Here is a 25403-nt window from a genome sequence, read left to right as displayed (position 1 = left end):
GGGGTCCGCGTGGCGGCATCCGAGGGTCAGGCCCGGGCGATGTAGTTTTCCAGCTGCTCGCGTTCGAACTCCAGCTCGCCGATCCGGGTCTTCACCACGTCACCGATGCTGACCAGGCCTGCGAGCTTGCCGTCGACGACGACCGGGACGTGGCGTATGCGCTGCTCGGTCATCAGCCGCATCAGGGAGTCCACGGTGGCGTGCGGCGCGCAGGTGTGCACGCGGCTCGTCATGATCGTGGACACCGGCTGGTCGAGGAGCCGGGACGGGTCGGTGAGGTGGCGAACGATGTCGCGCTCGGAGACGATGCCGGTGATCGTGGCACCGTCCTCGCTGACCACGGCGGCGCCGATGTTGGCGCTGTCGAGGAGCTGGAGAAGATCTCGTACGGGGGCGTCCGGTCTGATCGTCACGACCTTGGCGCCCTTGCCGCGCAGCACGTCGCTGATCCGCATCACCGGCTCCCTTCGCACCCTTGCCGGGCCGACCGCGACCGGCACCGGCCAACTTTCTGTGCTGCGCACGCTAGCCCCGACCGGGCCGCAGAGGAATCCCCCGCGGTCGCGTATGCGCGTAATTTCCGCGAAGTCCGCCGTCCAGCCAGGGAAGTGCTCGACGGCGACACCGGCGAGTGTGGTCTTGGCGGTCACCGGTTCGGACGGTGATCGCCGGGTCAGTCCTTCGGGTCACCGACCAGGCCGAGGACCTCGTCGTGCAGCAGGCCGTTGGTGGCAAGCGCGTTGCCGCCGTACGGGCCGGGGGTGCCGTCCAGGGACGTGAACCGTCCGCCGGCCTCGTCCACGATCACGCTCAACGCGGCCATGTCGTACAGCTCGAGCTCGGGCTCGCAGGCGATGTCGACACTGCCCTCCGCCACCAGCATGTACGACCAGAAGTCGCCGAACGCGCGGGTGCGTCCGCAGCTTTCCAGCAGTCGCCCGAATCCGGCGCCGCGTCCCTGGGCGATCCACTCGCCGGGACCGGAGTACGACAGGAAGGCCTCGGGCAGCGTGGCCACCTTCGACACCTGGCACTGCTGCGCCAGCCGCAGGCTGCGCCCGGCATGCGCGCCGTCGCCCTTCGACGCCCACCAGCGCCGGCCGAGTGCGGGGGCCGACACCACCCCGACGGTGACTTCCTCCTCGACGGCGAGCGCGATCAGCGTGGCCCACACCGGCACACCGCGTACGTAGTTGGCGGTGCCGTCGATCGGGTCGACGATCCAGCGGCGCGCACTCCAGCCGCTGCGGCCCATCTCCTCGCCCTGGATGCTGTCGCGGGGGCGGGCGCGGCCGAGTGTGCGGCGGACGGCCTCCTCGACCGCGGTGTCGGCCTCGCTCACCGGTGTCTCGTCGGCCTTCGTCGACACCTGCAGGTCCAGCGCACGGAAGCGGCTCATCGTGAGCGCGTCTGCGTCGTCGGCGATCATGTGAGCGAGCCGCAGATCTTCGGTGTGCGTCGAGGCCATGGTGCACACGGTAGTGGGCGCGCGATGATCGCACATTTCGACCCGCTGATCGAACCACCCCGCGGGCCCGTGCGTGTGGGTAGGAAACCACCGTCGGCCACGTGGCGAACCTGCGCAACCCACGCCCCGCGACGGTGAACGTGGAAGCGGTACGAGCCCTGGAGGGTGACATGTTCGATCAGGCCTTCGGACTTCCCCTGCATGTTCTCGTCAACCACCTGGTCGTGGTGTTCGTCCCGCTGGCGGTGCTCGCGGCCCTGGTGTACGCGCTGGTTCCGCGGTGGCGGTGGCTGGTGCGGTGGCCGATGCTCGCCGGTGCGGCGATCTCCTTGGTGGCCACGTTCGTCACGGTGCGCAGCGGCTATGCGTTGTACGACAGGTTGGGCAGACCGGCCGAGGTGGAGACGCACGAACACCGCGCGCAGCTACTGCAGTGGCTGGTGCCGGCGTTCTTCGTGGGGTGCGCGGTCTCGGCGTTCGTCCTCGGCGGCCCGGGCGCACCGACTCCGCTCTGGGAGATGGGACGACGCCGCGCCGCGGGAATCGCCCGGCCGGTCCGGGTGGTGGTCGCGGTGGTTCTCGCCGGCCTGGCGGTGGTGACCGGGATCCTGATCGTACTGGCCGGTGACGCGGGCGCCCGCGCGGTGTGGGGCCGCGGATAGGCGGCGGGGCCAGGGTCTGGCCTGCTCGTCTGGCCTAGTCGCCCGCGTGGAGTTCGCGCGAGTCCAGCAGCCGGCGGTACGACTCCACCCGGGCCGGATCCAGCCGGCCCTCCGCCACCGCCTCGTCCAGGGCGCACTCCGGTTCGGTCCGCTGGTGGGTGCAGCCGCGCGGGCACTCCTCGGCGACGTCGTCCAGGTCGCCGAACGCACCGATCAGCCGGTGCGGGTCGACGTGCGCCAGTCCGAACGACCGGATGCCCGGCGTGTCCACGATCCAGCCGCCGAACGGCAAGCGCAGCATCACCGCCTGCGTCGAGGTGTGCCGGCCCCGGCCGGTGACGTCGCTGACCTCGCCGGTCGCCCGGTGCGCGTCCGGGATCAGCGTGTTGACCAGCGTCGACTTCCCCACTCCGGAGTGACCCACCAGGACGCTCACCCGGTCCGCGAGCCGCTCGCGGACCAGCTCGCCGAGCTCCTCGTCGTGCCGGGTCACCACCGAGTGGACGCCGAGCGGGCGGTAGATGTCGAGGAGCTCCTCGGGCGAGGCGAGGTCGGCCTTGGTGAGGCACAGCAACGGTTCGACGTCGGCGTCGTAGGCCGCGACCAGGCACCGGTCGATCAGCCGCGGTCGCGGTGGCGGGTCGGCCAGCGCGGTGACGATCACCAGCTGGTCGGCGTTGGCGACGATGGGGCGTTCGATCGGGTCGTCGTCGTCGGCGGTACGCCGGAGGACGGTGGCGCGCTCCTCCACCTCCACTATCCGGGCCAGCGAGCCCGGGTCTCCGGAGACGTCGCCGACCAGCCGCACCCGGTCGCCGACGATGACGCTGGTGCGGCCGAGCGTTCGGGCCCGCATCGCGAGCACCTGGCGGGCCCCGGCGTCCCCGGCGTTCTCCGTGTCCCCGGTGGGCCGGGCGTGCCCGGCTTTGGCCTCCACCCGGCAGGTGTAGCGGCCGCGGTCGCGGGTGACCACCACGGCCGTGGTGGCGTCGGCGTAGTTCGGGCGCTGCTTGGTACGCGGCCGGGTCCGCCGGGCCGGTCGGCCGTAGCTCTCGTGGTCGTCGACCTCGAACCGGCGCTGCCGCGAACTCACGCAGCCGCCTCCCGGCCGAGCATGGCCGACCACATCGCCGCGAAGTCCGGCAGGGTCTTGCCGGTGGTGGCGATGTCCTCGACCCGCAGGTCCGGAACGACCAGCCCGAGCACGGCGGCGGCATGCGCCATCCGGTGGTCGTGGTACGTGCGGAAGTCGCCGCCTCGCAACGGGCGCGGCGAGATCTCCAGGCCGTCCTCGGTCTCGCGTACGTCACCGCCGAGCCGGCTGAGCTCGGTCGCCAGGGCGGCCAGCCGGTCGGTCTCGTGGCCGCGGATGTGGGCGATCCCGCGCAGCCGGGAGGGTCCGGTGGCGAGCGCCGCGACGGCGGCCACCACCGGGGTCAGTTCGCTCACGTCGTGCAGGTCGAGGTCGACGCCGGTGATCGTGTCCGGGCCGCGCAGGGTCAGCCCTTCGCTGTCCAGGCGGACGTGTGCGCCCATCAGGGTGAAGATGTCCCGAAGTGCGTCACCGGCCTGTTCGGTTGTCTCGGGCCACCCGAGCACCCGGATCCGGCCGCCGGTGACCAGGCCCGCGGCGAGGAACGGCGCGGCGTTGGACAGGTCGGGTTCCACGTCGGTGTCGTACGCCCGGATCGGCCCCGGCTCCACCCGCCAGGTGTGCGCGTCACCGTCGTCGACGGCCACGCCGCGTTCGCGGAGCATCGCCACCGTCAGGTCGATGTGGGGCAGCGAGGGCACCGCCTTGCCGACGTGGTGCACCGTCACGCCGGCGTCGTAGCGGGAGCCGGCCAGCAGCAGTGCCGAGACGAACTGGCTGGAGGCCGAGGCGTCGATCTCGACCGGGCCGCCCGGCATCGCGCCGGTGCCGCGCACGGTGAACGGCAGCGCGTTGCGTCCGCCGTCGTCGACGGCACCGCCGAGGGCGCGCAGCGCGGACAGGATCGGGCCCATCGGCCGCTCCCGTGCCCGCGGGTCACCGTCGAAGGCGATGTCGCCGCAGGCGAGCACCGCCACCGGTGGCACGAACCGCATGACCGTTCCGGCCAGCCCGCAGTCGACCCGGCCCGGGCCGCGCATGGGCTCGGGCGTGACGTTCCATCCCTGCGGCGTCTCCTCGATCCGGGTGCCGAGCGTGCGCAGCGCCCCGGCCATCAGGGCGGTGTCGCGGGCCCGCAGCGGGTGCCGGACGACCGAGGGGCCGTCGGCGAGGGCGGCGAGCAGCAGCGCGCGGTTGGTGATCGACTTCGACCCCGGGATGCGGACGTCGGCGTCCACCGCGGCGGCGGCGAGCGGCGCGGTCCACAGGTCGCTGGCGAGACTTCCCATCGAACGCCGAGCGTAGCCGACCGGCCCGGACGCGTACGCCGCCGCGTCACGCCGCGGCAGGACGTCGCCAACTACAGCGGCCGAAGCTTTCGTACGCCCTTGGACAGACTGGCCACCACCGCCGCGACCGCGAGAATCCCGGCGAACGCGAGGAACCCGCCGCGGCCGCCCCACCAGGCGACGACGGCGCCGCCGAGCAGCGGCGCGAGTGGCTGCAGGCACTGGGCGAGCAGGCCGATCGCGCTGTCGACCCGGCCCTGCATGTGATCGGGCGTGATCGCGATCTGGTAGCCGACCAGAGCCGCGTTGAGGGTCGGTGCCGGCAAGATCGCCAGCGCCAGCAGGACGGCCACCGGATAGCTGCCGGGCACGAACGCCGCCGCGGTGACCAGGCCGGTGATGACCCACAGGAAGCCGATGACGAGGGCCTGGACCCGGATCCGCGGCTGCAGCCACGGCGCGGCCAGCGCGCCGAGCAGGCCGCCGACCATGATCGCCGACTGCACCGCTCCCACCGCCGCGGGCGGTGTCCCGCGTTGCAGCAGCACCACCACGAGGACGAACAGCACGCCCGCGAACGCCGCGTTCACCAGCGGCGCGAGCACCAGCATCGCGCGCAGGAACGGCTCACCGACCACGAACCGCAGCCCGGACCAGACCGCCCGGCCGAGCGGCTCGGGCCGTTCGCTGTGCTCGGCTCGCAGCGGTCGCCGGATCAGCCACACCGCGACCAGAGAGACGACGTAGGACACCGCGTCGGCGAGGAACGGCACCCAGCGGGCGACCGCGAACAACGCACCTCCCAGCGGTGGTCCGGCCAACTCCGCCGCGTAGCCGCGTGCCTCGTTGCGGGCCACCGCGGTCGGCAGTTGCGCGGCGGGAACGATGTTGCGTACCGCCGCGGTCTGCGCCGGACCGAACAACGCACCGGCACCGCCCTCGACCACGGCCACCGCGAGGATGAGTGGCAGGGACGCCCGGCCGCCGAGGATGGCGGCCACCAGCCCGAGAGCCGCGCACGCCCGGAGGGCCTCGCAGCCGATCATGACGCGGCGGCGGTTCCAGCGGTCCACCAGCGCACCGGCCGGAAGGCCGGACAGCGTGCTCGCCGCCATTCGCACGGTGCCGACCAGCCCGGCCTGGATCGGTGAGCCGGTGAGCGCCAGAACCAGGAGCGGGTACGCCAGACCGGCGGCGCCGGAGCCGAGCTCGGAGCAGGCCTGGCCGACCCACAGCCGCCGGAAGTCGCGGTTGCGGTGCAGTGGGACCGGTGGATCGGCCGGCGCCTCGCCGGTCCCCTCGGCAGCGTCGCCGGGGTCGGCCCGCTCGGCTTGGTCTGCTCGTTCGGCGTCGCCGGTCGTGCCGCTGGTCATCCCGCCCCCTGGAGCAGTCCGCGCCGACGCGGGCGCGGCGACAGATGTGAAGGTAATGCTTCATATCTGGCCAGGGCAAGAGCGTTTCACCGAAGCCGTACGGCGGGTGTGGCGGTGGGCCGGTGGGGCCGGTGGGGCCAGGGCACGCCCTAGTCGACGATCGGCACCACCAGCAGGGACGTACGCACCCGCCGGGTCCCCTCGCGGCGCCGCCGGCCCAGCCGCTGGAACGGCTCCGCGGCCGCATGCAGCGCGGTGAGAAGTTGCTCGGTCTCGGCCGCGGTCAGGTAGGCCGTCCCGGTGTCCAGCCCGACCTTGCCCCGCCACTCCGCCGGCAGGGTGGACTCGCCGGCGACGTAGGCGTCCAGCTCCGCGCGCTGTGCGTCCAGCAGCGCGCCGCTGAGCAGGGTGACCGCAGCCTGCTGGGCGCGGGTGGCGAGGGAGGAGACGTTGAGGGCCCTGGCCGCCGCCCGCCAGGGACGCGCCCGTCCATCGGCGGCGGACTCGTCGCGCTCAACGATGCCGAGGTCGGCCAGGGCACGCAGGTGGTAGCTCATCGCGCTCGGGGACAGGCCGGTGAGCTCGGCGAGTTCGGTGGACGTGGCCACCCGTCCGCCGTACAGCTCGTCGATCACGGTCAGCCGCGCGGGGTGGCTGAGTGCCCGGATGGCGCGCGGGTCCTCCAGAGTGATCTGGGAACGGCGCCGCCGAGCCGGACGACGTGAGGAGGGCGTACGGCCTGAAGCAGCGGTGCGAGCCATGAGCCAGACCCTAGGGGAGACGCGGGCACACGCCGGCTGGTCAGCCGCCCGGCTACGGGCATTCCGGATCACCAACGGCATTCCGGAGCACCAAGGGCACGCAGGAGCACGAGGGCGCCGGAGCAGGACCAAGGGGTACGACGACACAACCCGGTCGGCACCGACCGGACGGCGGACACGGTCCACCGGCAGGTCGGCGCCGAAAAGTCGCTCGGCCTCGCCTCGGGTCAGCTCCCGATGCCGGCCTTCGCCAGCACGGGCTTGGCCGCGTGCGTGGCGCTCGAGGTCAGCGCCTTCGCCGCCTTGCCGGCCCGCTTCGCGTCGCGCTTGGTGCTGCGGGTGAGCCGGGCCGGCTTGGACGCCTTGGCCGCCAGCCTGGCCTCCTGCCGGGCGAACAGCTTGGCGAGCTTGGCCTCCTGCCGGGCGGTCCGGGCGGCGAGCTTCGCCTCCCGGCGGGCACTGCGGGTCATCCGCCTGGTCGCGGCGCGGGTGTGCTCGGCGCTGTGGCTGGCCCGCCAGGCCAGGCCAGGTTTGCCCTCGGTGTCCACCGCGGCGAGGAGCAGTCCACCGAAGATGCTGACGTTCTTCAGGAAGTGGACCTGCTGCTGGCCGCGCGACTCCGCGTCCTTCTCCTCCCAGAACGCGTGGCCGGCGTACGTCGTCGGAAGCACCGAGGCGGCGAGCGCGAGCGCGCCCCAACGGCGGCCGACGCCTGTGGCGAGCGCGATGCCGCCGACGACCTGGACGGCGCCGTTGATGCGGACGAGCGTGCGCGGGTCCTCGGGGATCCGGTCGGCGATCGCGGGTGGCGCCATTCGCTTGGCGGTCGGCACCAACTGGTCGGTGACCGACTTCGCGCTGGGCACCAGCGGGTCGGGGTTGCGGATCGCGCGGACCCCGTGGACCACGAAGGTCGACGCGAGCATCGGACGAGCGATCATTCGTACGAGCGTCATGGGATCTTCATACCGCGTCCGGGGGTGGTCCGAACATTCCGGCTCTCTCCGGCCGTGGTCTCACTGGCCGAATCCGGGCGGACGACCACCCCGCGTGGTGTCCGGGGCGGGGTGCGGACCCGCCCCGGGTGCCGCGCCGATCGGCGCGGCACCCGGAGCTGCCAGGCTCAGGGCGCCAGGCGGTGCAGGTCCCGCGGGAAGAGCGTCACCTGCCGGATGTTCTCCGCGCCGACCAGCTGGGCCACGAACCGCTCCAGCCCGAACGCGAACCCGCCGTGCGGCGGCATGCCGTACCTGAACGTCTCCAGGTAGGTCGCGTACGGCTCAGCCGGCTGGCCGGCCGCCTCCAGCGCCGCGAGGTAGTCGGCGTACCGGTGCAGCCGCTGCCCGCCGGTGACGAGCTCGACACCCCTGAACAGCAGGTCGAAGGAGTTCGACCAGCGCGGGTCGTCCGGCTGCGGGTGGGTGTAGAACGGGCGCTTCCTCATCGGATAGCCGACGACGAACACGAAGTCGCTGCCGTGCTCGCGCAGCGCCCACTCTCCGATGGCGCGTTCGTGCGCGGGCGCGAGGTCCGGCTCGTCAGGGTCGGCGCCCACCAGCGCAAGCGCGTCGGCGAAGTGCAGCTCCGGGACCCGCGGCGGCAGCTTCGGCAGCTCCACGCCGAGCCGGTCCAGCGCACTGGGTGCCCGCTCGCCGACCGCCGCCAGCATGCCGCCGACGACCGAGGAGACGACCTCCATCACGTCCCGGTGGTCCCGGACGAACCCGAACTCCGCGTCCAGCGAGACGTACTCCGCCAGGTGGCGGACCGTGTCGTGCGGCTCGGCCCGGAACACCGGGCCCACCTCGAAGACCCGCTCGAACACCCCGACCATCGTCTGCTTGTAGAACTGCGGCGACTGGGCGAGGTAGGCGGGCCGCCCGAAGTAGTCGAGCCGGAAGACGTTCGCGCCGCTCTCGGTGGCCGACGCCACGATCTTCGGCGTCTGGATCTCGGTGAAAGCCAGTGCGGTCAGCGTCTCCCGGAACCCGGCGACGGCTGCCGCGGCCAGCTCGAACGGCGCCCGCAGCAACGGGTGCCGCAACGTGACCGGCGCGTGGTCGAGCAGGGTCGGCAGGCCTGCGTTGACAGCCGGACGCCACAGCTCGATCGGCGGGGTAGGCGCCGGGTCGGTGAGGGGCGTGAAGGTCGGTTCGTCGACCTCGACCCCTCCTGGTGCCTGCGGGTTGGCCACGGCCCTCCCGGTCACCTCGACGACAGTCTCCTCGGCATACTCCTCGATGCGTTCCACGGTGGCCGGGTCGCGTACGACGACCTGGGCAAGACCGGAGCGGTCACGGAGTACGACGAACGTGACGGACGCGAGGCGCCGGCGGCGGTGGACCCAGCCGGCGAGCCGGACGTCCTCACCGGCCCGGGCGGGCAGCTCGGCGGCGAGAGTGCGGACACCTGTCTGCTCGGAGGTCTGCTCGAAGGCATGGACAGGTCGCTGCATGGTGGTCACCTCCCACGGGTGCGGGACCCCGGGCTTCCCGGCGGTCCCTGCCTGGTTGCGTCCCCTGGGGTGTGGGCGAGGGGGACTCGCGGTGCCACCACACCTTCGCCGCCGATCCCGCGGGACGCGGGGCCGGCGGCCTCGTTCGGGCCCGTTGACGGGGGCCGGTCGGCGGGGCTTACTGACCGGGTGACCGGTGTTTTTCCCCGCGGCTCGGGAGTGTCTTCGCGCCGGGATCGGAGGCCGCCTTCTCAGCTACCGGTCGGCTCTCTGGGCTCCGGGGTGCCCGCGCTACTTGTCTCCGTCGTCGCCGTTGGCGCCCAGCCTACGCGTGGCGGCGACCGTCCCGCACCCGGGATTTGGCACCCCGCCCGGGTGCAGAACAATGGGTCGCGGCGCCGGTCCACCCGGACCGGTCACGGGAGGTGGTCGGTGTGTGCGGAAGATACTCGCTGAGCCGGGACCCTGAGGATCTCGCGCGCGAGTTCGAGGTGACCCAGGTCGACGTGCGGGAGAAGCTGGCCGACTACAACGTCGCACCCACCAAGCAGGTCGCGGTCGTGGTGGACCGCCCGCCGGGCAAGGGCGGCAAGGGCGAGGACGGCAAGGCCGCCAAGGGCGGTAAGGCAGCCAAGGGCGACGAGGGCAAGCTCGAACGCCATCTCCGGACGGTCCGCTGGGGCCTGATCCCGTTCTGGGCGAAGGACCCCAAGATCGGCAACCGGCTGATCAACGCCCGGCTGGAGACCGCGGCGGAGAAGCCCGCGTTCCGCAAGGCGTTCGCATCCCGCCGGTGCCTGGTGCCCGCCGACGGCTACTACGAGTGGTACGGCGAGAAGAAGGGCCACAAGCAGCCGTTCTTCATCCACCGCAGCGACGGCGGCGTTCTGGCGATGGCCGGGTTGTATGAGATCTGGCGCGACCCGAGCAAGGCCGAGGACGACCCCGACCGGTTCGTGTGGACGTGCACGGTGCTCACCACCACCGCCGAGGATGAGCTGGGCCGCATCCACGACCGGATGCCGTTGCTGGTCGAGCCCGCGGAGTACTCCACCTGGCTCGACCCGCGCCGAGACGACCCCGACCAACTGCGTTCGGTTCTGGTGCCCGCGGCGCCCGGACGGCTGGACGCGTACCCCGTCTCGACCGCGGTCAACAACGTCCGTAACAACGGCCCACAACTGCTTGATCCGCTCCCGGCAGAGGAGGCGGGCGACGTGGCGGACCCCCGTTAGGGTGGGTCACCCCTGCGGATGAGGACGTCATGAACACCGTGAGCGAACGCGTGGTGCCGACCCCGGAGGGTCCCGCCCGCCTGATCTACAACCGGGGCCGCCGGACGGCCGTCACGTTGGTCCTCGGGCACGGCGCCGGCGGCGGGGTGGACGCGTGGGATCTCGCGGTGCTGGCCGAGGCGCTGCCCGAGTACGAAGTGACCGTGATCCGCGTCGAGCAGCCCTGGCGGGTGGCCGGGCGCCGGATCGCGTCGCCGCCGGAGAAGCTGGACCTGGCCTGGATCGCCGCACTGAACAGCATGCGCACCCGGACACCGCTGATCGTGGGCGGGCGCAGTGCGGGCGCCAGGGTCGCCTGCCGGACCGCCCGGAGGCTCGGCGCCGTCGGCTGCCTGGCGCTGGCGTTCCCGTTGCGTCCGCCGGGCCGTCCTGACAGGTCACGCGCCGACGAGCTCCGCAACGCCGGTGTGCCCACACTCGTCGTGCAGGGGGAGCGGGACGCGTTCGGCGGGCCGAGGAACATGCCGAGAGGCCGGAAGGACCAGAAGGTGGTGGCGGTGCCGGGCGCCGACCACAGTTTCGTGGTGCCGCGCTCCGCGCCGATCACCCAGGAGGAGGCGCTCACCCTGATCGCCGAGTCCACGCTGGAGTGGATCGCCCGGACGACCGGCGCCGAGTTGCCTCAGTCATGACCGGACAGGACGTCCCGCCGGCCGGGCTGTGAATCTCCGGCTGTCCGCCCCGCGAGGTTCGGGAGGGTTTCGTCCAGCGGCCGGGAATTCCGGCGGGCCGAGGTGTGTTCCGGTCTCGGACGGTGCCGCGCGAGTGTCCGGTGCCGTCGCGAAGGAGGCTTTGTGGTTGCCGCGTGCCAGAACCGCCCGACGCCCTCCACCCAGCCGCCGCCGGAGGCGGTGGCGGTCTGGCGAGAGTGGACTCCCGAAGACGGCTCCTCGTCGGTGGGGCTATCCTCGCGGGCGATGACAGCTGCCGTGAACGCCGAGACGCCGGAGGAGCGGAGCGCCCGATTCGAGCGGGATGCACTGCCCTTCCTGGATCAGCTGTACAACGCTGCCCTGCGGATGACCCGCAACCCGGCGGACGCGGACGACCTTGTGCAGGAGACCTTCGCCAAGGCGTACTCCTCGTTCCACCAGTTCAGCGAGGGGACCAACCTCAAGGCGTGGCTGTACCGCATCCTGACCAACACCTTCATCAACAGCTACCGCAAGCGTCAGCGGGAGCCGCAGCGCGCCGCCACCGAGGAGATCGAGGACTGGCAGATCGCGCGCGCGGAGTCGCACACCTCGGCGGGGCTCAAGTCCGCCGAGGCGGAGGCGCTGGAGCACCTGCCCGACTCCGACGTCAAGGAGGCCTTGCAGCAGGTGCCGGACGACTTCCGGATGGCTGTCTATCTCGCCGACGTGGAGGGGTTCTCCTACAAGGAGATCGCCGACATCATGGGAACACCGATCGGCACCGTGATGTCCCGGCTCCACCGGGGCAGGCGCCAGTTGCGTGAGCTGCTGCAGGACTACGCCCGCGGGCGCGGGCTGGTACCGGCGGCGGACGCGAAGGGTGGCGAGGACGCATGAGCTGCGGCAAGCCCCACGAGACCGACTGTTCGGAGGTCCTGGAGCGGGTCTTCCTCTTCCTCGACCGGGAGATGGAGGACGCGGACTGTTCGCAGATCCAGCGGCATCTGGACGAGTGCGCGCCGTGTCTGCAGAAGTACGACCTCGAGGGCTTGGTGAAGTCCCTGGTGGCCCGCTCCTGCGGCCAGGACAAGCCGCCGAGCGACCTTCGCCAGAAGGTGCTTCTGCGTATCCGCGCGGTGCATGTGGAGATCAGCGAGGACTCCGGACCGCCGGCCGGCTGACTCCGGGCAGCCCCACCCGCGACCCGGTCCGCAGGGAGAACCCGAACTCTTCGGGACGCCGTAGACGACGACGGACCCCACGCCATCGGCGATGGGGTCCGTTCGCTTTCCAGGGCTGCCGCAGGACTGCGTCAGACCCTGGTGGCCCGGCCGGCTCTGGCGGCGGCTCAGGTGTTGGGGCGCTTGCCGTGGTTGGCGGCCTTCTTGCGCCGGGCCCGACGTCGCCTTCCGTTCTTCGCCATCTCGTCACCCTCTCGTGGTCCATGTGTCGCGTACGGTGCGCCGATGCGTTCGTACGCCCCGGCATCTTCCCACGCCCCCTGATTCCCTCTGCCAGGGCATCGGCCCGACGGAGCCGCGCAAAGCGGCGGAGCCAGTTCCCGGCGCGAAAATACCTGTGACTCTGCGTAGAAAATTTTCGCGACCAGGATCGCTCGTGGGGCGGGGTATGTCCCAACCTTGAACGCGTACGGTGACCGACGCTTGGTCGGCCTGCGGAGCGGCCTCGGCAGCACCGGCGAACTGCCGAACGCCGGTTGTCCCCGGGCTTGTCGGCAGTCGCACACGCCTCGTGGCACTGTTGACTCTGCGTAACTTCGGTCGGGCGATCTGCCGGATTCTCGGTCTGACCACGTGAACGACCCGTAACCAAATCCCCTGTGGCTAGGACGCTTTGGGTGATTCTGCCGCCGAACGCCTACCGGTCAGTACTCACGAAGAGTAGTCATCACTCTTCGGAGTCGTTGGTCTGGTACAGAGTTGACCGCGCTGATCTTTCCCCGTTGACTCCTCATCACCGGGTCACGAGCGAGCAGTGGAGCCGCGACCGAGGTGATGTTTCGGTGGCGGAAAGTGACCATCTCGCCAGCAGGCACCTGCCTCTTATGTAGCTCTCCGTGTTGCCTTCCCCGGTCCTTGTCGATTCGCCCCACGTCATCACTCGAAGGAAGGCAGGCTTATGAACGGCGTTCGCACCACCACCGTCACCACCACCGTCACCATCGCCACATCGGCGGCCAAGCGCGGCTGGGAGTGGGGCTGACAGCCCAGGCGTGCCCGGTCGACCGGATGAGCGACGGTCGTACGACGGCACCCGAACGGCCTGCATCGCACAGCCGAACCCGCGAAGTCCCCCACGCTGCCGACCGCCTGACAACGGCGGACAGGCACGGTGACCGGGTGACTGCGCCGACCACAGGAGAGGGGGTGCGCGGATGAGTGCAGCCACCGCAGACCGGACCGTGGTGCAGGGCGGTTGGGAGTGGGGATGATCCGGGTGCTCAAGCCAGCTAAGCTGCTCGGCAGCCGGTCAGGAAGAGTGGTCATCCATGCCGAGGCGGTCCACCCGGGTCTACGTACTTGGGCTGTGTGTTGTCGCCGGCGTGATCTCCGTGCTCTCGGTGGCCAACGTCTCAAGGCCGACGGACATCGTGTGGTTCGCCCTGCTCGTGCTGCTCACCGAGCAGCTGAAGTCGAGGCTCGGCCGCAACGTCATCGTCTCCCTCACCTCCGTCGTCGCGGTGGCGACCTACCCGGTGCTCGGGATGTGGGGTGCGCCGGCACTGATCGGCGCGCTCTTCGCCACCAGGCATGACAATCCCGTTTTCAAACGGGCCTACAACGTCGCCCAGAACGTCGTCTGCACGTTCATCGGCGGCTTCACGTACATCACGCTCGGCGGCGAGGTCGGTGACCTCGCACGTGACTCGTTCCCGCAGATCCTGGTCCAGATCACGGCGGCGATCGTCGCCTACCACGTGGCGAACGCCACGCTGCTGATCGGGGTTCTCTGGCTCGACGGCGGCCGGGCGCCGGTGCGCGCACTCCGTGCCAACTTCTTCGAGGTCTTCCTCTCCTTCCTCGGCTACTCCTACCTCGGCCTGCTGCTCGCCGTGCTCTGGCTCGGCCAGCTCGGCCCGTTCGCCGGTCTGCTGCTCCTGGTGCCGTTGCTGGTCGCGCGCTGGGCGTTCGCGCAGTACGCCGCGGAGCAGAAGTCCCACCAGTCCACGCTGCAGGCACTGGCCCAGGCGATCGAGACCAAGGACCTCTACACCCGCGGCCACGGTGAGCGGGTCGCCCGGGCCGCGCGCCTGCTCGGCACCCAGATGGGCTGGGACGGCGACCGCCTGGACGCCGTGGCCGAGGCCGGTCTGCTGCACGACGTCGGCAAGATCGGCGTACCCACCCGGATCCTGCAGAAGGACGGCCGGCTCACCGAGGAGGAGTTCGAGGCCATCAAGCAGCACCCGCTGCACGGCGTCGAGGTGGTCGGCGACATCGCGTTTTTGGAGGACGCCCGGGCCGGCATCATGCACCACCACGAGCGCTACGACGGCACCGGTTACCCCTCCGGGCTGCGGGCCGGCGACATCCCGGTGTTCGCCCGGGTGCTGTCGATCTCCGACGCCTTCGACTGCATGACCAGCGTGCGTTCCTACCGCGCCGCCCGCCCGGTCCCGGAGGCCCTGGACGAGCTCCGGCGCTGCCGCGGAAGCCACTTCGACCCCGAGCTTGTCGACAAGTTCGTCACCGCCGTCGAACGCGAGGGATGGCAGCCCGCGCCGGCGCAGCCGGTGCAGCCGACGCCGGCGGCCAGGCAGAAGGTCCTCTTCGACCACGACGACCCGGTGCACCCGCCCCAGGTCGAGGGCTCGGCCGAGGCCAACTCGTGAGCGGCACGCTGTCGCCGTACCGCACCCACCCGCGACTGGACGGCTCGGTCCTGCTGTCGGTGTGCGCCGGTGTCCTGCTGTTGGTCGCGGTGGTGGAGACCGCCATGCGCGGCGTCACGGCGCCGGCGGTGGCGGGCGTGTTCGGGTGCCTGGTCGCGGTCGGTGAGATGGTGCGACTGCGGCTGCCCGATGACCGGGTGCAGGCGCCCATCGGGCTGGCCACGGCACTGGGATACGCCCTCCTCAGTCACCTGCCCACGGAGGGACGGGCGTCCCACTCGATCCTGCAGACCGTCGCGGTGACCTCCGGCGGGATGCTCGCGGGCGCGCTTCCCCACGTGCTCGCAGGCCGGTCGGCCGAGTTGGAGGGCATCGCCCGGCGGGTGCTCGTGGTGGCCGGTGTCGCCCTGCTGTTCCGTCCGCTGGTCCTCGACGACGAGCTGTTCGCCTCGTTCGACAGCCACGTCCCCTCCGACTACGTCCTGCTCACGGTGGTCGTGGGCCTGGTCGCCTGGCCATTGGAAGCGGTGCTCGCCGCCGGAGTCGCGGCCAGCCAGCAGTGGGGGCCGTTCCGGGCGCTGCTGCGCAACGAGCTCGGCGCGTTCTTCGGCATCGGTGCGGCGATCGCGTCTACCGGGGTGCTCATCCCGCTGGCCACGTGGGAAGTCGGTCTGTGGGGCCTGCCACTGGTCACCATCCCGCTGCTGCTGGCCCAGCTGTCCTACCGCCGGTACGCCGCGATCAGGCGTACCCAGGTGCAGACCATCCAGGCGCTGTCGCGGGCCACCGAGGTCGGCGGCTACACCGACACCGGCCACGCCCGCCGGGTCACCGCCCTCGCCCTCGCCATCGGCCGCGACCTCGGCCTGCCCGAACGCCGGATGCGGGTACTGCAGTACGCCGCCCTCATGCACGACCTCGGCCAGCTCTCCCTCACCGACGCCATCCCCGGCGGCGCGACCGTGCTGGTGACCCCGGACGAGCGCCGGCGGATCGCGACGTTCGGCGCGCAGGTCGTCCGCCAGACCGGCGTGCTGGAGGACGTCGCGGAGGTGGTGGAGGCCCAGGCCGAGCCGTACCGCCGCCCGCACCTGCCCGACGACCCGACCGTGCCGCAGGAGAGCCGGATCATCAAGGTCGTCAACGCCTATGACGACATGGTGGGCCGGGCCACCAGCGAGGACGCGCGGCTGGAGGCACTGGAGGGACTCCGGCTGGGAATGGCGTACGAGTACGACCCGCGGGTCGTCGCCTCGCTGGCGAGGGTTCTCGACCGGGTGACGCCGGCTCCCCGCTGAGGCCGGCTTCCCGCTGACGGCGGGTCCCCACTGGACGGCGCGGCGAACCACGGAGACGGTGCCGGCCGTGCCCTGCGTGGTTGGATGGCGGGCGGTCCAGGGAAGGAGAGGCTGTGGCCGAGCAGGTCAGGGCGGAGATGGTCGCGAACGTCTTCGAGGTGGCGGTGCAGTCCGGTGACTCGGTGCTGGCGGGGCAGACGCTGCTGGTGCTGGAGTCGATGAAGATGGAGATCCCCGTGCTCGCCGAGTACGCCGGCCGGGTGCGCGAGGTCACCGTGAAGCCGGGCGAGGTCGTCCAGGAAGGCGACCTGCTCGTCGTACTCGACTGAGGTGGGTTGCGAAGTGGGGCGCCTGGCCCACCTGCTCCGGCAGCCTCTCGGTCAGATCTCGCGGCGGTAGGCGAGCAGGGTGAGACCCGGCACGGGTTGCCAGTCGCGTTCGGGTACCCGGTCGAAGCCGAGGCGTTCGTACAGCCGGTGTGCCCGGTGGGCACCCGTCGTCGTCGACAGCACGACCGCGTGGTGGCCGTCCGCGCGGGCCAGCCGCAGGATCGTACGGACGAGGAGTTCGCCGACGCCGCGACCCCGGGCGGCGGGCGCCACCGCGAGCATGCGGAACTCTCCCTCACCCGGGCCGCTCAGCTCGTGGTAGGGCGACCCGGGCGGGCAGTACGTCGCCGTGCCCAGCACCGCCCCCTCGGCCTCCCCGGCGAACTCTCCGGCAGCCTCGCCCACGGCCACCAGCAGCGACGCCTCGTGGGCCCGCCGCTTGGTGTCGAGCAGTGTCTCGGCGTAGTCGTCCGTGCCGGCCAGCAGGCCGTCCCGCTGGTATGCCGCCAGCGTCACCTGCCCGGCCGCGGCGTACTCCTCCGGACGTGCCTCCCGGATCACCGGCGCGGGCGGCAGCGAACGGACGTACGCACGCAGTGGCTCACCGGACTGCGTCACCCAGTCGCGCTCGGGCACCCGGACGAAGCCGAGGCGTTCGTAGCGGCGGTGCGCGTCGGCCATGGAGTCGGTGGTGGCCAACGCGATGGTGGTCTCCCCGGCCAGCCGGCACCGCGCGGTGCACTCCTCGATCAGCGCGGTGCCGACGCCTCCTCGACGCGCGTCCGGGGCGACCGCGAGCATCCGCAGCGTCGCCTCCGCAGGCGGATCCTCCGTCCACAGGGTGCCGGGCAGGGTGAGAGTCGCGGTGCCGACCACCCGGCCGGCGTCGACCGCGACGAGGACGTCGGTCGCGGGATCCTCGGCTCGCCTGCGGGTGTCGCCCAGGGCGGGGAGGTAGTGGGGATGGACCAGGCTCTCGCCACCGTAGACCTCGCCCAGCAGGCGGCTCACGGCGTCGTACTCGCTCGGTCGGGCGTCGCGGACAAGCATCCGTCCGTTATAGCCGAGGCAACCGACAGCCCCACGCGAGCCCGGCGGGACACCGCGGGGGTGGCCCGACGGCTGCTCAGACGCCGAAGGTGGCCCTCGGGTAGGGGATCTCGGGGTCGGTGAGCACATTGAGGAGGTACGGCACCCCCGAGTCGAACGCCCGGCGCAGCGCAGGCCCGATGTCGTCCGGGCGGGCGACCGTCTCGCCGGCCCCGCCAAGGGCACGCACGACCTGGTCGTAGCGGGTGGCCGGGCGCAGGTCTGTGGCGACGTCGTAGCCGTACAACATCCGCATGGGGTGCTTCTCCAGCCCCCAGCAGCCGTTGTTGCCGACCACCATCACCACCGGCAGCCGGTGCCGCACCAGCGTGTCGACGTCGAGCAGCGACATCCCTGCGGCGCCGTCCCCGAGCAGCAGCACGACCTGCGAGGACGGCCGGCTCACCCGGGCGGCGATCGCCGCGCCGAGGCCCGCGCCGAGACAGCCGAACGGCCCGGGATCCAGCCAGCATCCCGGGCGGGCCGGCTCGACGTACTTTCCGGCGAACGACACGAAGTCGCCACCGTCACCGATCACCACGGCGTCCTCGGCCAGCAGGCGGCGAAGCTCGCCGTAGATGCGGGCCGGATGGATCGGGTCGGTGTCCGCCGTCAGCAGCGCGGCGTCGCGGGCCCGGGCCGCCTGCTCGCTCGCCCGCAGCTCCGCGGACCAGGCCGTCCAGCCCGGGCGGCGCAGCACCTGCTCCCACGCGGTTGCCAGGGTGGCCAGCGTGATCCGCAACGGCCCGGCCGCGGCGGCCGCGAGGGCTACGTGCGCGGCCAACTGGTCCGGTGCGTCGGCGACGTGCACGACCTTCGCCGGCGGCGCGCCGTCGCGGCCACCGAAGGAGCCGTACGCCAGCCGGAAGTCCAGCGGCGTACCCACCACGATGGCCAGGTCGCAGCGCCCGACGGCGGTCGAACGGGCCCGGGACACCAGCTGCGGGTGCCCGGGCTGGAAGATGCCGCGGCCCATGCCGTTGGCGACGACCGGTAGCTCGAGCTCCTCGACGAGCGTGCGGGCGGCACAGTCGGCACGGTCCAGGTAGACGTCGGAGCCGAGCACCAGCAGCGGACGCTGGGCGGACGCCAGCAGGCTCGCGATCTCGCCGACTGCCTCCGCGTCCGGCTCACCGAGATCGGGTTCGGCCACCTCGGGCACGGACGCGGACGTACGGCTGTAGAGCTGGTCCATGGGTACGTCGAGGAAGACCGGGCCACGGTGGCGCGCGCCCGCGAGCCGGAACGCCTGGTCCACCGCAGGGACGATCTCGTCCACGGTGGGTACGGTCGCGGCCAGCTTGGTGACCGGGGCGAGCAGCGGTGGATGGTCGAGCTCCTGCAGGCTGCCCGCGCCCCACCGCTGGGTCGGCGCGCGGCCACCGAGCAACACCAGCGGTGACCCCGCCTGGTGGGCCTGGGTCACCGCGCTCACCGCGTTGGTGACGCCCGGCCCGGCGGTGACCACCGCCAGTCCGGGTGTGCGGGTGAGTTTGCCGACCGCCTCGGCCGCGAACACGGCGGTTTGCTCGTGCCGGACGTCGACCAGGCGCAGCGGGGGAGGGGAGGGCCGCCCGGCGCCGCCGACCGCCGCGTCGTACAGCGGGAAGACGTGGGCACCGGACAGGGTGAACATCGCGGAGACACCGTGTGCCCGGGCCACCGCGACCGCGAGGTCGCCGCCGTGGCCTTCGCGGACCCCCGAACTCTCAGAGCCCCCCATGCCCGTCTGCTCGATCTCGGTCATGTCCGAAACCTACCCTGCGGTAGTCCGCGCACGCCGCTGTCCGGGCATGTCCGGAGGCGGGGACGCCTGACTCGTGGCCCCTACGCCTCCGCGGCCGCGCCGGACTTTCCGGTCACGCCCGGGGTCACGACGTCCCGTACGCCAGGCTCGCCGGCGTCGGCGAGGTAGTCGCCGGGCTGGGTGCGGTCCTGCCCGTTCGGAACCTTCAGCGCCCGCAGGACCACGGTCGCGACCACCGTCACCACGACGTTGAGCACCCACGCCGTCATCGCGACGTAGCCCTTCTCCCCGAGCAGCGGGATGCTCGCCGTGGACCCGCCGAAGTGCTGCGCGCCGGTGAGCGGGTTGGAGATGTTGTACGCCGTCCAGGTGCCGTAGGCCATGCCCACCGCCCACCCGGCGAACAGCGCCCAGCGGTGGAACCACCGGGTGTAGAGCCCGAAGACGATGGCGGGGAAGGTCTGCAGGATCCAGATGCCGCCGAGCAGCTGCAGGTTGATGGCGAAGCTCTTGTCCAGGCCCAGCACGAAGATCAGCGCACCGAACTTCACCACCAGCGAGACCAGCTTGGACTGCCTGGCCTCCTCGGCATGAGTGGCGCCCGGGCGCAGGAACGCCTTGTAGACGTTGCGGGTCCACAGATTGGCCGCCGCGATGGACATGATCGCGGCGGGTACCAGTGCGCCGATCGCGACCGCGGCGAAGGCCACTCCGGCGAACCAGCTCGGGAACATCGCGTCGAACAGCATCGGCACCGACAGCTGCGCGTTGGGCTTGCCGTTCAGCCCGACGGGCTTGATCCCGGCCGCGATCGCCATGAAGCCGAGCAGGGCGAGCAGGGCCAGCAGGAAGGAGTACGCCGGCAGGATCGCGGCGTTGCGGCGTGGCACGGCGCGGTTCTTCGCCGACAGGACGGCGGTGATGGCGTGGGGGTACATGAACAGCGCCATCGCCGAACCCAGTGCCAGCGTGGCGTACGGCCAGGCCTGGCCGACCGCGGCGAAGGAGAACTCCGCCGGGTGCCCGGCCGCGCCGTCGGCGGCGGCGAACTTCCTCTCGGCCGCGTCGAAGATGCCGCCCCAACCGCCCAGCCTGGTGGGGATGTAGACGATCGCCACCACGATCACGAGGTAGATCAGCAGGTCCTTGACGAAGGCGATCAGCGCCGGCGCGCGCAGGCCCGAGGAGTAGGTGTAGGCCGCCAGGACGGCGAACGCGAGGAAGAGCGGGGCGTCGGCGAGCAGGATGTTGCCCGAGCCACCCAGGCCCATCACCTCGAACACGGCCTGGATTCCGACCAGCTGCAAGGCGATGTAGGGCATCGTGGCCAGGATGCCGGTGAGGGCGACGGCCAGGGCGAGCGCGCGGGAGCCGAAGCGTCCCTGCACGAAGTCGGCCGGGGTGACGTACCCGCGCCGATGCGACACCGACCACAGCCTCGGAAGGAACAAGAACACCAACGGATACACGATGATCGTGTACGGCACCGCGAAGAAGCCCTGCGCGCCGGAGGCGAACATCACCGCCGGCACGGCCACGAAGGTGTACGCGGTGTAGAGGTCGCCGCCGAGCAGGAACCACGTCACCCACGTGCCGAACCGCCGGCCGCCGAGCCCCCATTCGTCCAGGCTGGCCAGCGAACCGCCCTGCTGCCACCGGGCGGCCTTGAAGCCGAGCACCGTCACGGCGACGAACAACACCACGACCACCGCGAGTGCGGTGGCGTCGATTCCAGGTTTCATCGCGTACCGCCTTCGGTCCGGTCTGTCGTGGTGGTCGTGGTGCCCGTGTCACCGGCGGACCGGGCTTCGGCTGCCCTGGTCGACGCCGAGCTGCCGCGCCGGCGGTTCTCCCGCCGCACCAGCAGGTAGGCGGCGACCGTGCACAGGGCGGACAGGAAGATCCAGAGGATCTGGTACCAGTAGAAGAAGGGGAACGCGCCGAGGCGCGGCTCCACCCGGGCGTACGACGTCACCCACAACGTGCCCACGAACGGCGCGGCGAGCAGCACCGCGACCACCACCCGGGTGGGGGTGACCAGTGGTGCGGATCCGCGAGCTGCTGGTGCCACCATGACGACCTCCGTAGACGTCCGAGAACCTCCGTGCTGGACAGCCGCGACGAGAGTAGTGCCCGGTCCGGTTCGGGGAAAGAGTTCTGACCGCGACGCGCCCTGGCGACGGAACGAGGACGTAGGGAACGTCGTCGTGAAAGCGTGGTGGAACGTCAGCGCGACGGCGCGGAGAACAACCCCGGGCGGCTGGCCCGCAGCACTCGCAGCAGCACCAGCAGCAGGTCGGCGCGTACGTGCGGTGGGGTTCCGAACAACGCCACGTCGCGTGGCGTCTGCTGACCGACGACACCGAGCGCGAGCTGGAGGTGAAGCGCCCGCAGGAAGGAACCGGTGTTGCCGGCGACCGGGGTGGGCCACTCCGGCTGGGGCTCGTCGTCCTCGTCCGGCGGCGGAACCAGCGCGGCGGCGAGGCGTTCGACCCACGGCTCGAGCACGTCGACGTCGAGCAGGTTGCGGTGGAGCACGGTCATCACGGCGAACGCCAGCCGGTCGTCCTCGCCGTTGCGGAAGTGGTAGCCGGCGGGGGTGAGCAGCCGGTCGGCCACCACGTCGAGCAGCACGGTGAGTTCGAGCTTCTCGAAGTGTTCGGAGCGGGCCAGCGCGGCGAGCAGGTCGGCGCCGTGGGCGACCGCGTGCGCCCAGCCGCGCCCGTCGACGTACCCGCGTAGATCGCGTTCGCGGACGAACCACGAAGCCGCCCGGTCGCCCCAGCGGAAGATCGCGTCGGAGTGCAGCACCCTGGCCACCTGGTCCCGCAACACCGCCTCGGCCAGCAACCTGGCGGAGCCGGCGCGCCGGAACACCGTGTCGGTGCCGTCGTCGCCGAGCCCGGTGTACAGGCCCTCGGCCACCCCGTCGCCGAAACCGGGCAGCAGGTCGTCGTAGACGCCGTCGCCGATCCAGGTGAGGAGCACCGGCCGGGCGATGCCGTCGCGAACCCGTGGGTCGGGGTCGCCGAGCATCTGCACGAGCTCGGCGGTCAGGTCGTCGAGAGGGCGGTCGTCGGGCAGCCTGAAACCGCTTGCGCGGATGTGTTCCCAGTAACCTGACCGAACCCCCACGGGGACATCCTTCCAGACATACGCGTACTCCGCGTGCTATCGAGGACCGCGCGGGCGTGATCGAAACCGCCGCAGGCCGCGAGACTAGCGCATGCCCGAAAAGGGCTGCCTGGCTCGTGTGTCTCCGCGTCGCACGAGCACCGGCCCGACTTGGGCAGACGCGCCGGTGCGCCCGCCGGATACGCTCTCGGCGTGCCCTCTCTCGACGACGTCGTCCGCCAGTACACCGAGCTCGCCGAGCTCGATCGCGAGTGGCTGCACCGACTGGTGGCCGAGTGGCAGATGCTCGCGGACCTGTCGTTCGCCGATCTCGTCCTGTGGGTCCCGGACCGGGAGGGGCTGGGTTTCTGGGCGTGTGCGCAGATGCGCCCGACGACCGGGCCGACCGCCCACCTCGACGACCTGGTGGGGTCGTTCGTGCCACGAGGACGCCGGCAGCTGCTGGACACCGCCTACGACGACGGCCGGATCTGCCGGGAAGGTGACCCGGAATGGCGGGACGAGGTGCCGGTCCGGATCGAGAGCATCCCGGTGCGCCGCTCCGGCCGGGTGCTCGGCGTCATCACCCGCAACACGAACTTGCTCTCGGTCCGAACGCCGAGCAGGTTGGAGTTGACATACCTCAAGACCGCGGCGGACCTCGCGCAGATGATCAGCGAGGGCGGCTTTCCGTTGCCAGGCGAGCCGGCCGACCTCGACGCGGCACCGCGGGTGGGTGACGGTCTGGTCCGGCTCGATGTGGACGGCGTTGTGACGTACGCGAGTCCGAACGCCCAGTCGGCATATCGCCGGCTCGGCCTGACCGGCGATCTCCTCGGCTGTCACCTGGGGACGATCACCGCCGGTTTGCTGCCGCCGTCGCGCCGCCCGGTGGACGAGGCGATTCCGGTGCTCATCTCCGGACGCGCGCCCCGCCAGACCGAGGTGGAGAACAACGGTGCGGTGGTCACCATGCGGGTGATTCCGTTGGTGCCGAACGCTACCCAGGTTGGCGCGCTGGTGTTGCTGCGCGACGTCACCGATCTACGTCGGCGCGAACGTGAACTCCTCACCAAGGACGCGACCATCCGCGAGATCCACCACCGTGTCAAGAACAACCTGCAGACGGTGGCCGCCCTGCTCCGCCTGCAGGCGCGCCGCATCGGAGCGGCCGGTGGCCGGGAGGCGCTGGAGGAGGCGGTCCGGCGGGTGGGCACGATCGCGATCGTGCACGAGACGCTGTCCACGGCGTTCGAGGAACGCGTCGAGTTCGACGAGGTGGCCGACCGGGTGCTGGCGATGGTGGCCGAGGTGTCGATCCCGGAGACCAGGGTGGCGCCCCGGCGGGTCGGGTCGTTCGGGCTGCTCGGCGCGGAGACGGCGACGCCCTTGGCGATGGTGATCACCGAGGTTGCGCAGAACGCCGTCCAGCACGGTGTGGGCCGGCGGGGCGGCCGGGTCGAGGTGATCGCCGACCGGTCGGCGGGCCGGTTGCGAGTGGTGGTCGAGGACGACGGGCGCGGACTGCCCGCGGACTTCGACGTGGAGCGCTCGGGCCAGCTGGGCCTGCAGATCGTCCGCACCCTGGTGGAGAGCGAACTCGGCGGGGTGCTGTCGATCGGCGGCCGGGAGGAAGGTAGTGGCACCCGGGTGGTGGTCGACCTTCCCGACGAGGGACAGCCGCGCGGTCGCGGGCGGCACGCACACCTGTGACGCCGCCGATCACCTCGACACCACGCGGACATGAAACAAGCCCCCGCCCGATGGGGCAGGGGCTGTTCCGAGGCGTCGCGAAATCAGATGATGCGGGCCCGGGAGCGGGCGGCGCGGCGCTTGAGCGCCCGTCGCTCCTCTTCGCTCATTCCGCCCCAGACTCCGGCGTCCTGGCCGGTTTCAAGGGCCCACTGCAGACAGAGGTCGACGACTTCACAACGACGGCAGACCGCCTTGGCCTCCTCGATCTGCAGGAGCGCGGGCCCGGTGTTCCCGATCGGGAAGAACAGCTCAGGGTCCTCGTCCCGGCAGATGGCCCGGTGGCGCCAGTCCATCAAGGCTTCACTCCTCAGTTCGTTGCGTGCCGGATCCACCGGCCTCGCAGTTGGCTTGATTCTGCTGTGTGAACACTTTCACGATCTTTTGCGTGACAACGAGCGCACACCAGTGTCCTGGTGGCGGCCACACATATGCGATCGCCGTACGTCAGCCCCCGGCGCACGCACCGATCGGGTGTCTGCGCCTCTCTGCAGGCTCGATAGTTTCAACTCTGCCAGCGATACACAAGACCCTTTCCGCGTTATGCCGCGGAAAAGTCCATGTCGGTTACGTCACAAACCGGGCCCAACGGTCACCGTGCGTGATGTTGATCTACACGCACCGAACATGTCGCAGCAAACCGCATAGGATATCGGCGGGCCGACGCGGGTCGCTCGGCGGTATCCGCCAACCGGCTGCTCGGTAATCTTCGCGGTATGTCCCGCCGTCGTACCAACCCCTCGCCGAAGTCGTCGGCACCCGCCGAAGCGACCGCCGACGCCGACCCGACCACCGGCCGGCCCGCGGGCACGCCGGCCACCCTGATCGCCGCCGCCGTCGTGGTCGGGCTGGAGGCGCTGGGCGCGGTGGTGACCGGCGGCTGGCTGACCGTCGAGGCGATCATCACTCGTCCGCGCGGCATGGGAATCGCCGCCAGCGCCGGCGTGTTCGTACTCGCCGCCGGAGTCGGACTCGGCTTCGTGGCGTGGGGCCTGCGGCGCGGCCGCCGATGGAGTCGCGGTCCGGTGGTCGCGATCCAGTTGCTGATGTTGCCGCTCGGGTACGAACTCCTGTCGGGGAGTACGACCGCCGTCGGCGCGGCCATGCTGGTGGCGGCGATCGTCACTCTGGTGCTCGTCCTGGCGCCGCCTTCGACCGCGGTGTTCCGGGAGTAGAGCTCGGCGATCTCC

25 protein-coding genes are annotated in these 25403 nt (G+C 71.5%); 10 read left to right on the top strand and 15 right to left on the bottom strand.

All coding sequences use genetic code 11. The features are described 5' to 3' along the window. Positions 1-26 precede the first annotated feature (26 nt). Together BLU27_RS27535 and BLU27_RS27530 are read right to left on the bottom strand one after the other, a co-directional pair. Complete coding sequence (locus BLU27_RS27535) at positions 27-650, bottom strand: CBS domain-containing protein (RefSeq protein ID WP_338417586.1); 624 nt, start codon at positions 648-650, stop codon at positions 27-29. Positions 651-673: 23 nt separating this feature from the next. Next, on the bottom strand, positions 674-1468 hold the full coding sequence (locus BLU27_RS27530; protein WP_092656592.1) for an inositol monophosphatase family protein: 795 nt from the start codon (positions 1466-1468) through the stop codon (positions 674-676). 170 nt (positions 1469-1638) lie between these two features. On the opposite strand from BLU27_RS27530, the gene BLU27_RS27525 reads away from it, so the two are divergent. Beyond that, positions 1639-2130: a DUF2231 domain-containing protein gene (locus BLU27_RS27525; RefSeq protein ID WP_157728827.1), complete on the top strand. Its 492-nt coding sequence runs from the start codon at positions 1639-1641 to the stop codon at positions 2128-2130. Between the two features lie 34 nt (positions 2131-2164). On the opposite strand, the gene rsgA is transcribed toward BLU27_RS27525, so the two are convergent. The 6 genes from rsgA to aspS all read right to left on the bottom strand — a co-directional run bounded on the left by rsgA (position 2165) and on the right by aspS (position 9101). Next, positions 2165-3223, bottom strand: coding sequence for a ribosome small subunit-dependent GTPase A (gene rsgA / locus BLU27_RS27520; protein WP_092658395.1), 1059 nt, complete (start codon positions 3221-3223; stop codon positions 2165-2167). Further along, entirely contained in the window at positions 3220-4512 is a 1293-nt protein-coding gene (aroA, locus tag BLU27_RS27515; RefSeq protein WP_092656588.1) for a 3-phosphoshikimate 1-carboxyvinyltransferase, read from the bottom strand. Before aroA ends, rsgA begins: the two co-directional genes overlap by 4 nt. A gap of 71 nt (positions 4513-4583) precedes the next feature. Then, positions 4584-5885 (bottom strand): MFS transporter, encoded by a 1302-nt coding sequence (locus tag BLU27_RS27510; RefSeq protein ID WP_092656586.1) that lies wholly within the window; start codon positions 5883-5885, stop codon positions 4584-4586. Positions 5886-6034: 149 nt separating this feature from the next. Then, positions 6035-6646: an ArsR/SmtB family transcription factor gene (locus BLU27_RS27505; protein WP_092656584.1), complete on the bottom strand. Its 612-nt coding sequence runs from the start codon at positions 6644-6646 to the stop codon at positions 6035-6037. Between the two features lie 227 nt (positions 6647-6873). Beyond that, complete coding sequence (locus BLU27_RS27500) at positions 6874-7602, bottom strand: DoxX family protein (protein ID WP_092656582.1); 729 nt, start codon at positions 7600-7602, stop codon at positions 6874-6876. Between the two features lie 167 nt (positions 7603-7769). After that, positions 7770-9101: an aspartate--tRNA(Asn) ligase gene (aspS, locus tag BLU27_RS27495; protein ID WP_092656580.1), complete on the bottom strand. Its 1332-nt coding sequence runs from the start codon at positions 9099-9101 to the stop codon at positions 7770-7772. A gap of 434 nt (positions 9102-9535) precedes the next feature. Here aspS and BLU27_RS27490 point away from each other — a divergent pair, with 434 nt between their 5' ends. The 4 genes from BLU27_RS27490 to rsrA all read left to right on the top strand — a co-directional run bounded on the left by BLU27_RS27490 (position 9536) and on the right by rsrA (position 12212). Beyond that, positions 9536-10336 carry an SOS response-associated peptidase gene (locus BLU27_RS27490; protein WP_092656578.1) on the top strand — a complete coding sequence of 267 codons (801 nt, stop codon included), beginning with the start codon at positions 9536-9538 and terminating at the stop codon, positions 10334-10336. A 29-nt stretch (positions 10337-10365) separates the two neighbouring features. Next, positions 10366-11028 carry an alpha/beta hydrolase family protein gene (locus BLU27_RS27485; RefSeq protein WP_092656576.1) on the top strand — a complete coding sequence of 221 codons (663 nt, stop codon included), beginning with the start codon at positions 10366-10368 and terminating at the stop codon, positions 11026-11028. Between the two features lie 285 nt (positions 11029-11313). Further along, positions 11314-11928: a sigma-70 family RNA polymerase sigma factor gene (locus BLU27_RS27480; protein ID WP_092656574.1), complete on the top strand. Its 615-nt coding sequence runs from the start codon at positions 11314-11316 to the stop codon at positions 11926-11928. Beyond that, the gene (rsrA, locus tag BLU27_RS27475) at positions 11925-12212 is read left to right on the top strand and encodes a mycothiol system anti-sigma-R factor (protein WP_092656572.1); all 288 of its coding nucleotides are present in this window, start codon (positions 11925-11927) and stop codon (positions 12210-12212) included. The genes BLU27_RS27480 and rsrA overlap by 4 nt, the downstream gene beginning before the upstream one ends. A 167-nt stretch (positions 12213-12379) precedes the next feature. On the opposite strand, the gene BLU27_RS31375 is transcribed toward rsrA, so the two are convergent. Continuing rightward, positions 12380-12454, bottom strand: coding sequence for a 50S ribosomal protein bL37 (locus tag BLU27_RS31375; RefSeq protein WP_378079813.1), 75 nt, complete (start codon positions 12452-12454; stop codon positions 12380-12382). Positions 12455-13540: 1086 nt separating this feature from the next. Between BLU27_RS31375 and BLU27_RS30060 the strand changes: the two genes are divergently transcribed. The 3 genes from BLU27_RS30060 to BLU27_RS27460 all read left to right on the top strand — a co-directional run bounded on the left by BLU27_RS30060 (position 13541) and on the right by BLU27_RS27460 (position 16511). Then, on the top strand, positions 13541-14884 hold the full coding sequence (locus BLU27_RS30060) for an HD-GYP domain-containing protein (protein ID WP_092656570.1): 1344 nt from the start codon (positions 13541-13543) through the stop codon (positions 14882-14884). Further along, on the top strand, positions 14881-16182 hold the full coding sequence (locus BLU27_RS27465) for an HD-GYP domain-containing protein (RefSeq protein ID WP_197681599.1): 1302 nt from the start codon (positions 14881-14883) through the stop codon (positions 16180-16182). The genes BLU27_RS30060 and BLU27_RS27465 overlap by 4 nt, the downstream gene beginning before the upstream one ends. Positions 16183-16295: 113 nt before the next feature. Further along, positions 16296-16511 (top strand): biotin/lipoyl-binding carrier protein, encoded by a 216-nt coding sequence (locus BLU27_RS27460; RefSeq protein WP_092656566.1) that lies wholly within the window; start codon positions 16296-16298, stop codon positions 16509-16511. Positions 16512-16562: 51 nt separating this feature from the next. On the opposite strand, the gene BLU27_RS30130 is transcribed toward BLU27_RS27460, so the two are convergent. The 5 genes from BLU27_RS30130 to BLU27_RS27435 all read right to left on the bottom strand — a co-directional run bounded on the left by BLU27_RS30130 (position 16563) and on the right by BLU27_RS27435 (position 22482). Then, on the bottom strand, positions 16563-17561 hold the full coding sequence (locus tag BLU27_RS30130) for a GNAT family N-acetyltransferase (protein WP_206744630.1): 999 nt from the start codon (positions 17559-17561) through the stop codon (positions 16563-16565). Between the two features lie 76 nt (positions 17562-17637). Then, positions 17638-19347: an acetolactate synthase gene (locus tag BLU27_RS27450; protein ID WP_241827673.1), complete on the bottom strand. Its 1710-nt coding sequence runs from the start codon at positions 19345-19347 to the stop codon at positions 17638-17640. Between the two features lie 80 nt (positions 19348-19427). Next, positions 19428-21089 carry a monocarboxylate uptake permease MctP gene (mctP, locus tag BLU27_RS27445; RefSeq protein WP_092656564.1) on the bottom strand — a complete coding sequence of 554 codons (1662 nt, stop codon included), beginning with the start codon at positions 21087-21089 and terminating at the stop codon, positions 19428-19430. Then, positions 21086-21421, bottom strand: coding sequence for a DUF3311 domain-containing protein (locus tag BLU27_RS27440; RefSeq protein ID WP_092656562.1), 336 nt, complete (start codon positions 21419-21421; stop codon positions 21086-21088). The genes mctP and BLU27_RS27440 overlap by 4 nt, the downstream gene beginning before the upstream one ends. A gap of 152 nt (positions 21422-21573) precedes the next feature. Then, positions 21574-22482 (bottom strand): DUF2785 domain-containing protein, encoded by a 909-nt coding sequence (locus BLU27_RS27435; RefSeq protein WP_092656560.1) that lies wholly within the window; start codon positions 22480-22482, stop codon positions 21574-21576. Positions 22483-22674: 192 nt separating this feature from the next. Here BLU27_RS27435 and BLU27_RS27430 point away from each other — a divergent pair, with 192 nt between their 5' ends. After that, positions 22675-24174 (top strand): sensor histidine kinase, encoded by a 1500-nt coding sequence (locus BLU27_RS27430; RefSeq protein ID WP_092656558.1) that lies wholly within the window; start codon positions 22675-22677, stop codon positions 24172-24174. 83 nt (positions 24175-24257) lie between these two features. On the opposite strand, the gene BLU27_RS27425 is transcribed toward BLU27_RS27430, so the two are convergent. Continuing rightward, a complete protein-coding gene (locus BLU27_RS27425) occupies positions 24258-24509 on the bottom strand; it encodes a WhiB family transcriptional regulator (protein ID WP_092656556.1) in 252 nt (83 codons plus the stop codon). A 420-nt stretch (positions 24510-24929) separates the two neighbouring features. Between BLU27_RS27425 and BLU27_RS27420 the strand changes: the two genes are divergently transcribed. Continuing rightward, entirely contained in the window at positions 24930-25388 is a 459-nt protein-coding gene (locus BLU27_RS27420) for a hypothetical protein (RefSeq protein ID WP_092656554.1), read from the top strand. Positions 25389-25403: the final 15 nt, after the last annotated feature.

Source organism: Actinopolymorpha singaporensis, from assembly GCF_900104745.1.
Lineage (GTDB): Bacteria > Actinomycetota > Actinomycetes > Propionibacteriales > Actinopolymorphaceae > Actinopolymorpha > Actinopolymorpha singaporensis.
The sequence above is the reverse complement of the archived record's forward strand: the minus strand, read 5'-3'. Positions and strand labels throughout refer to the sequence as shown.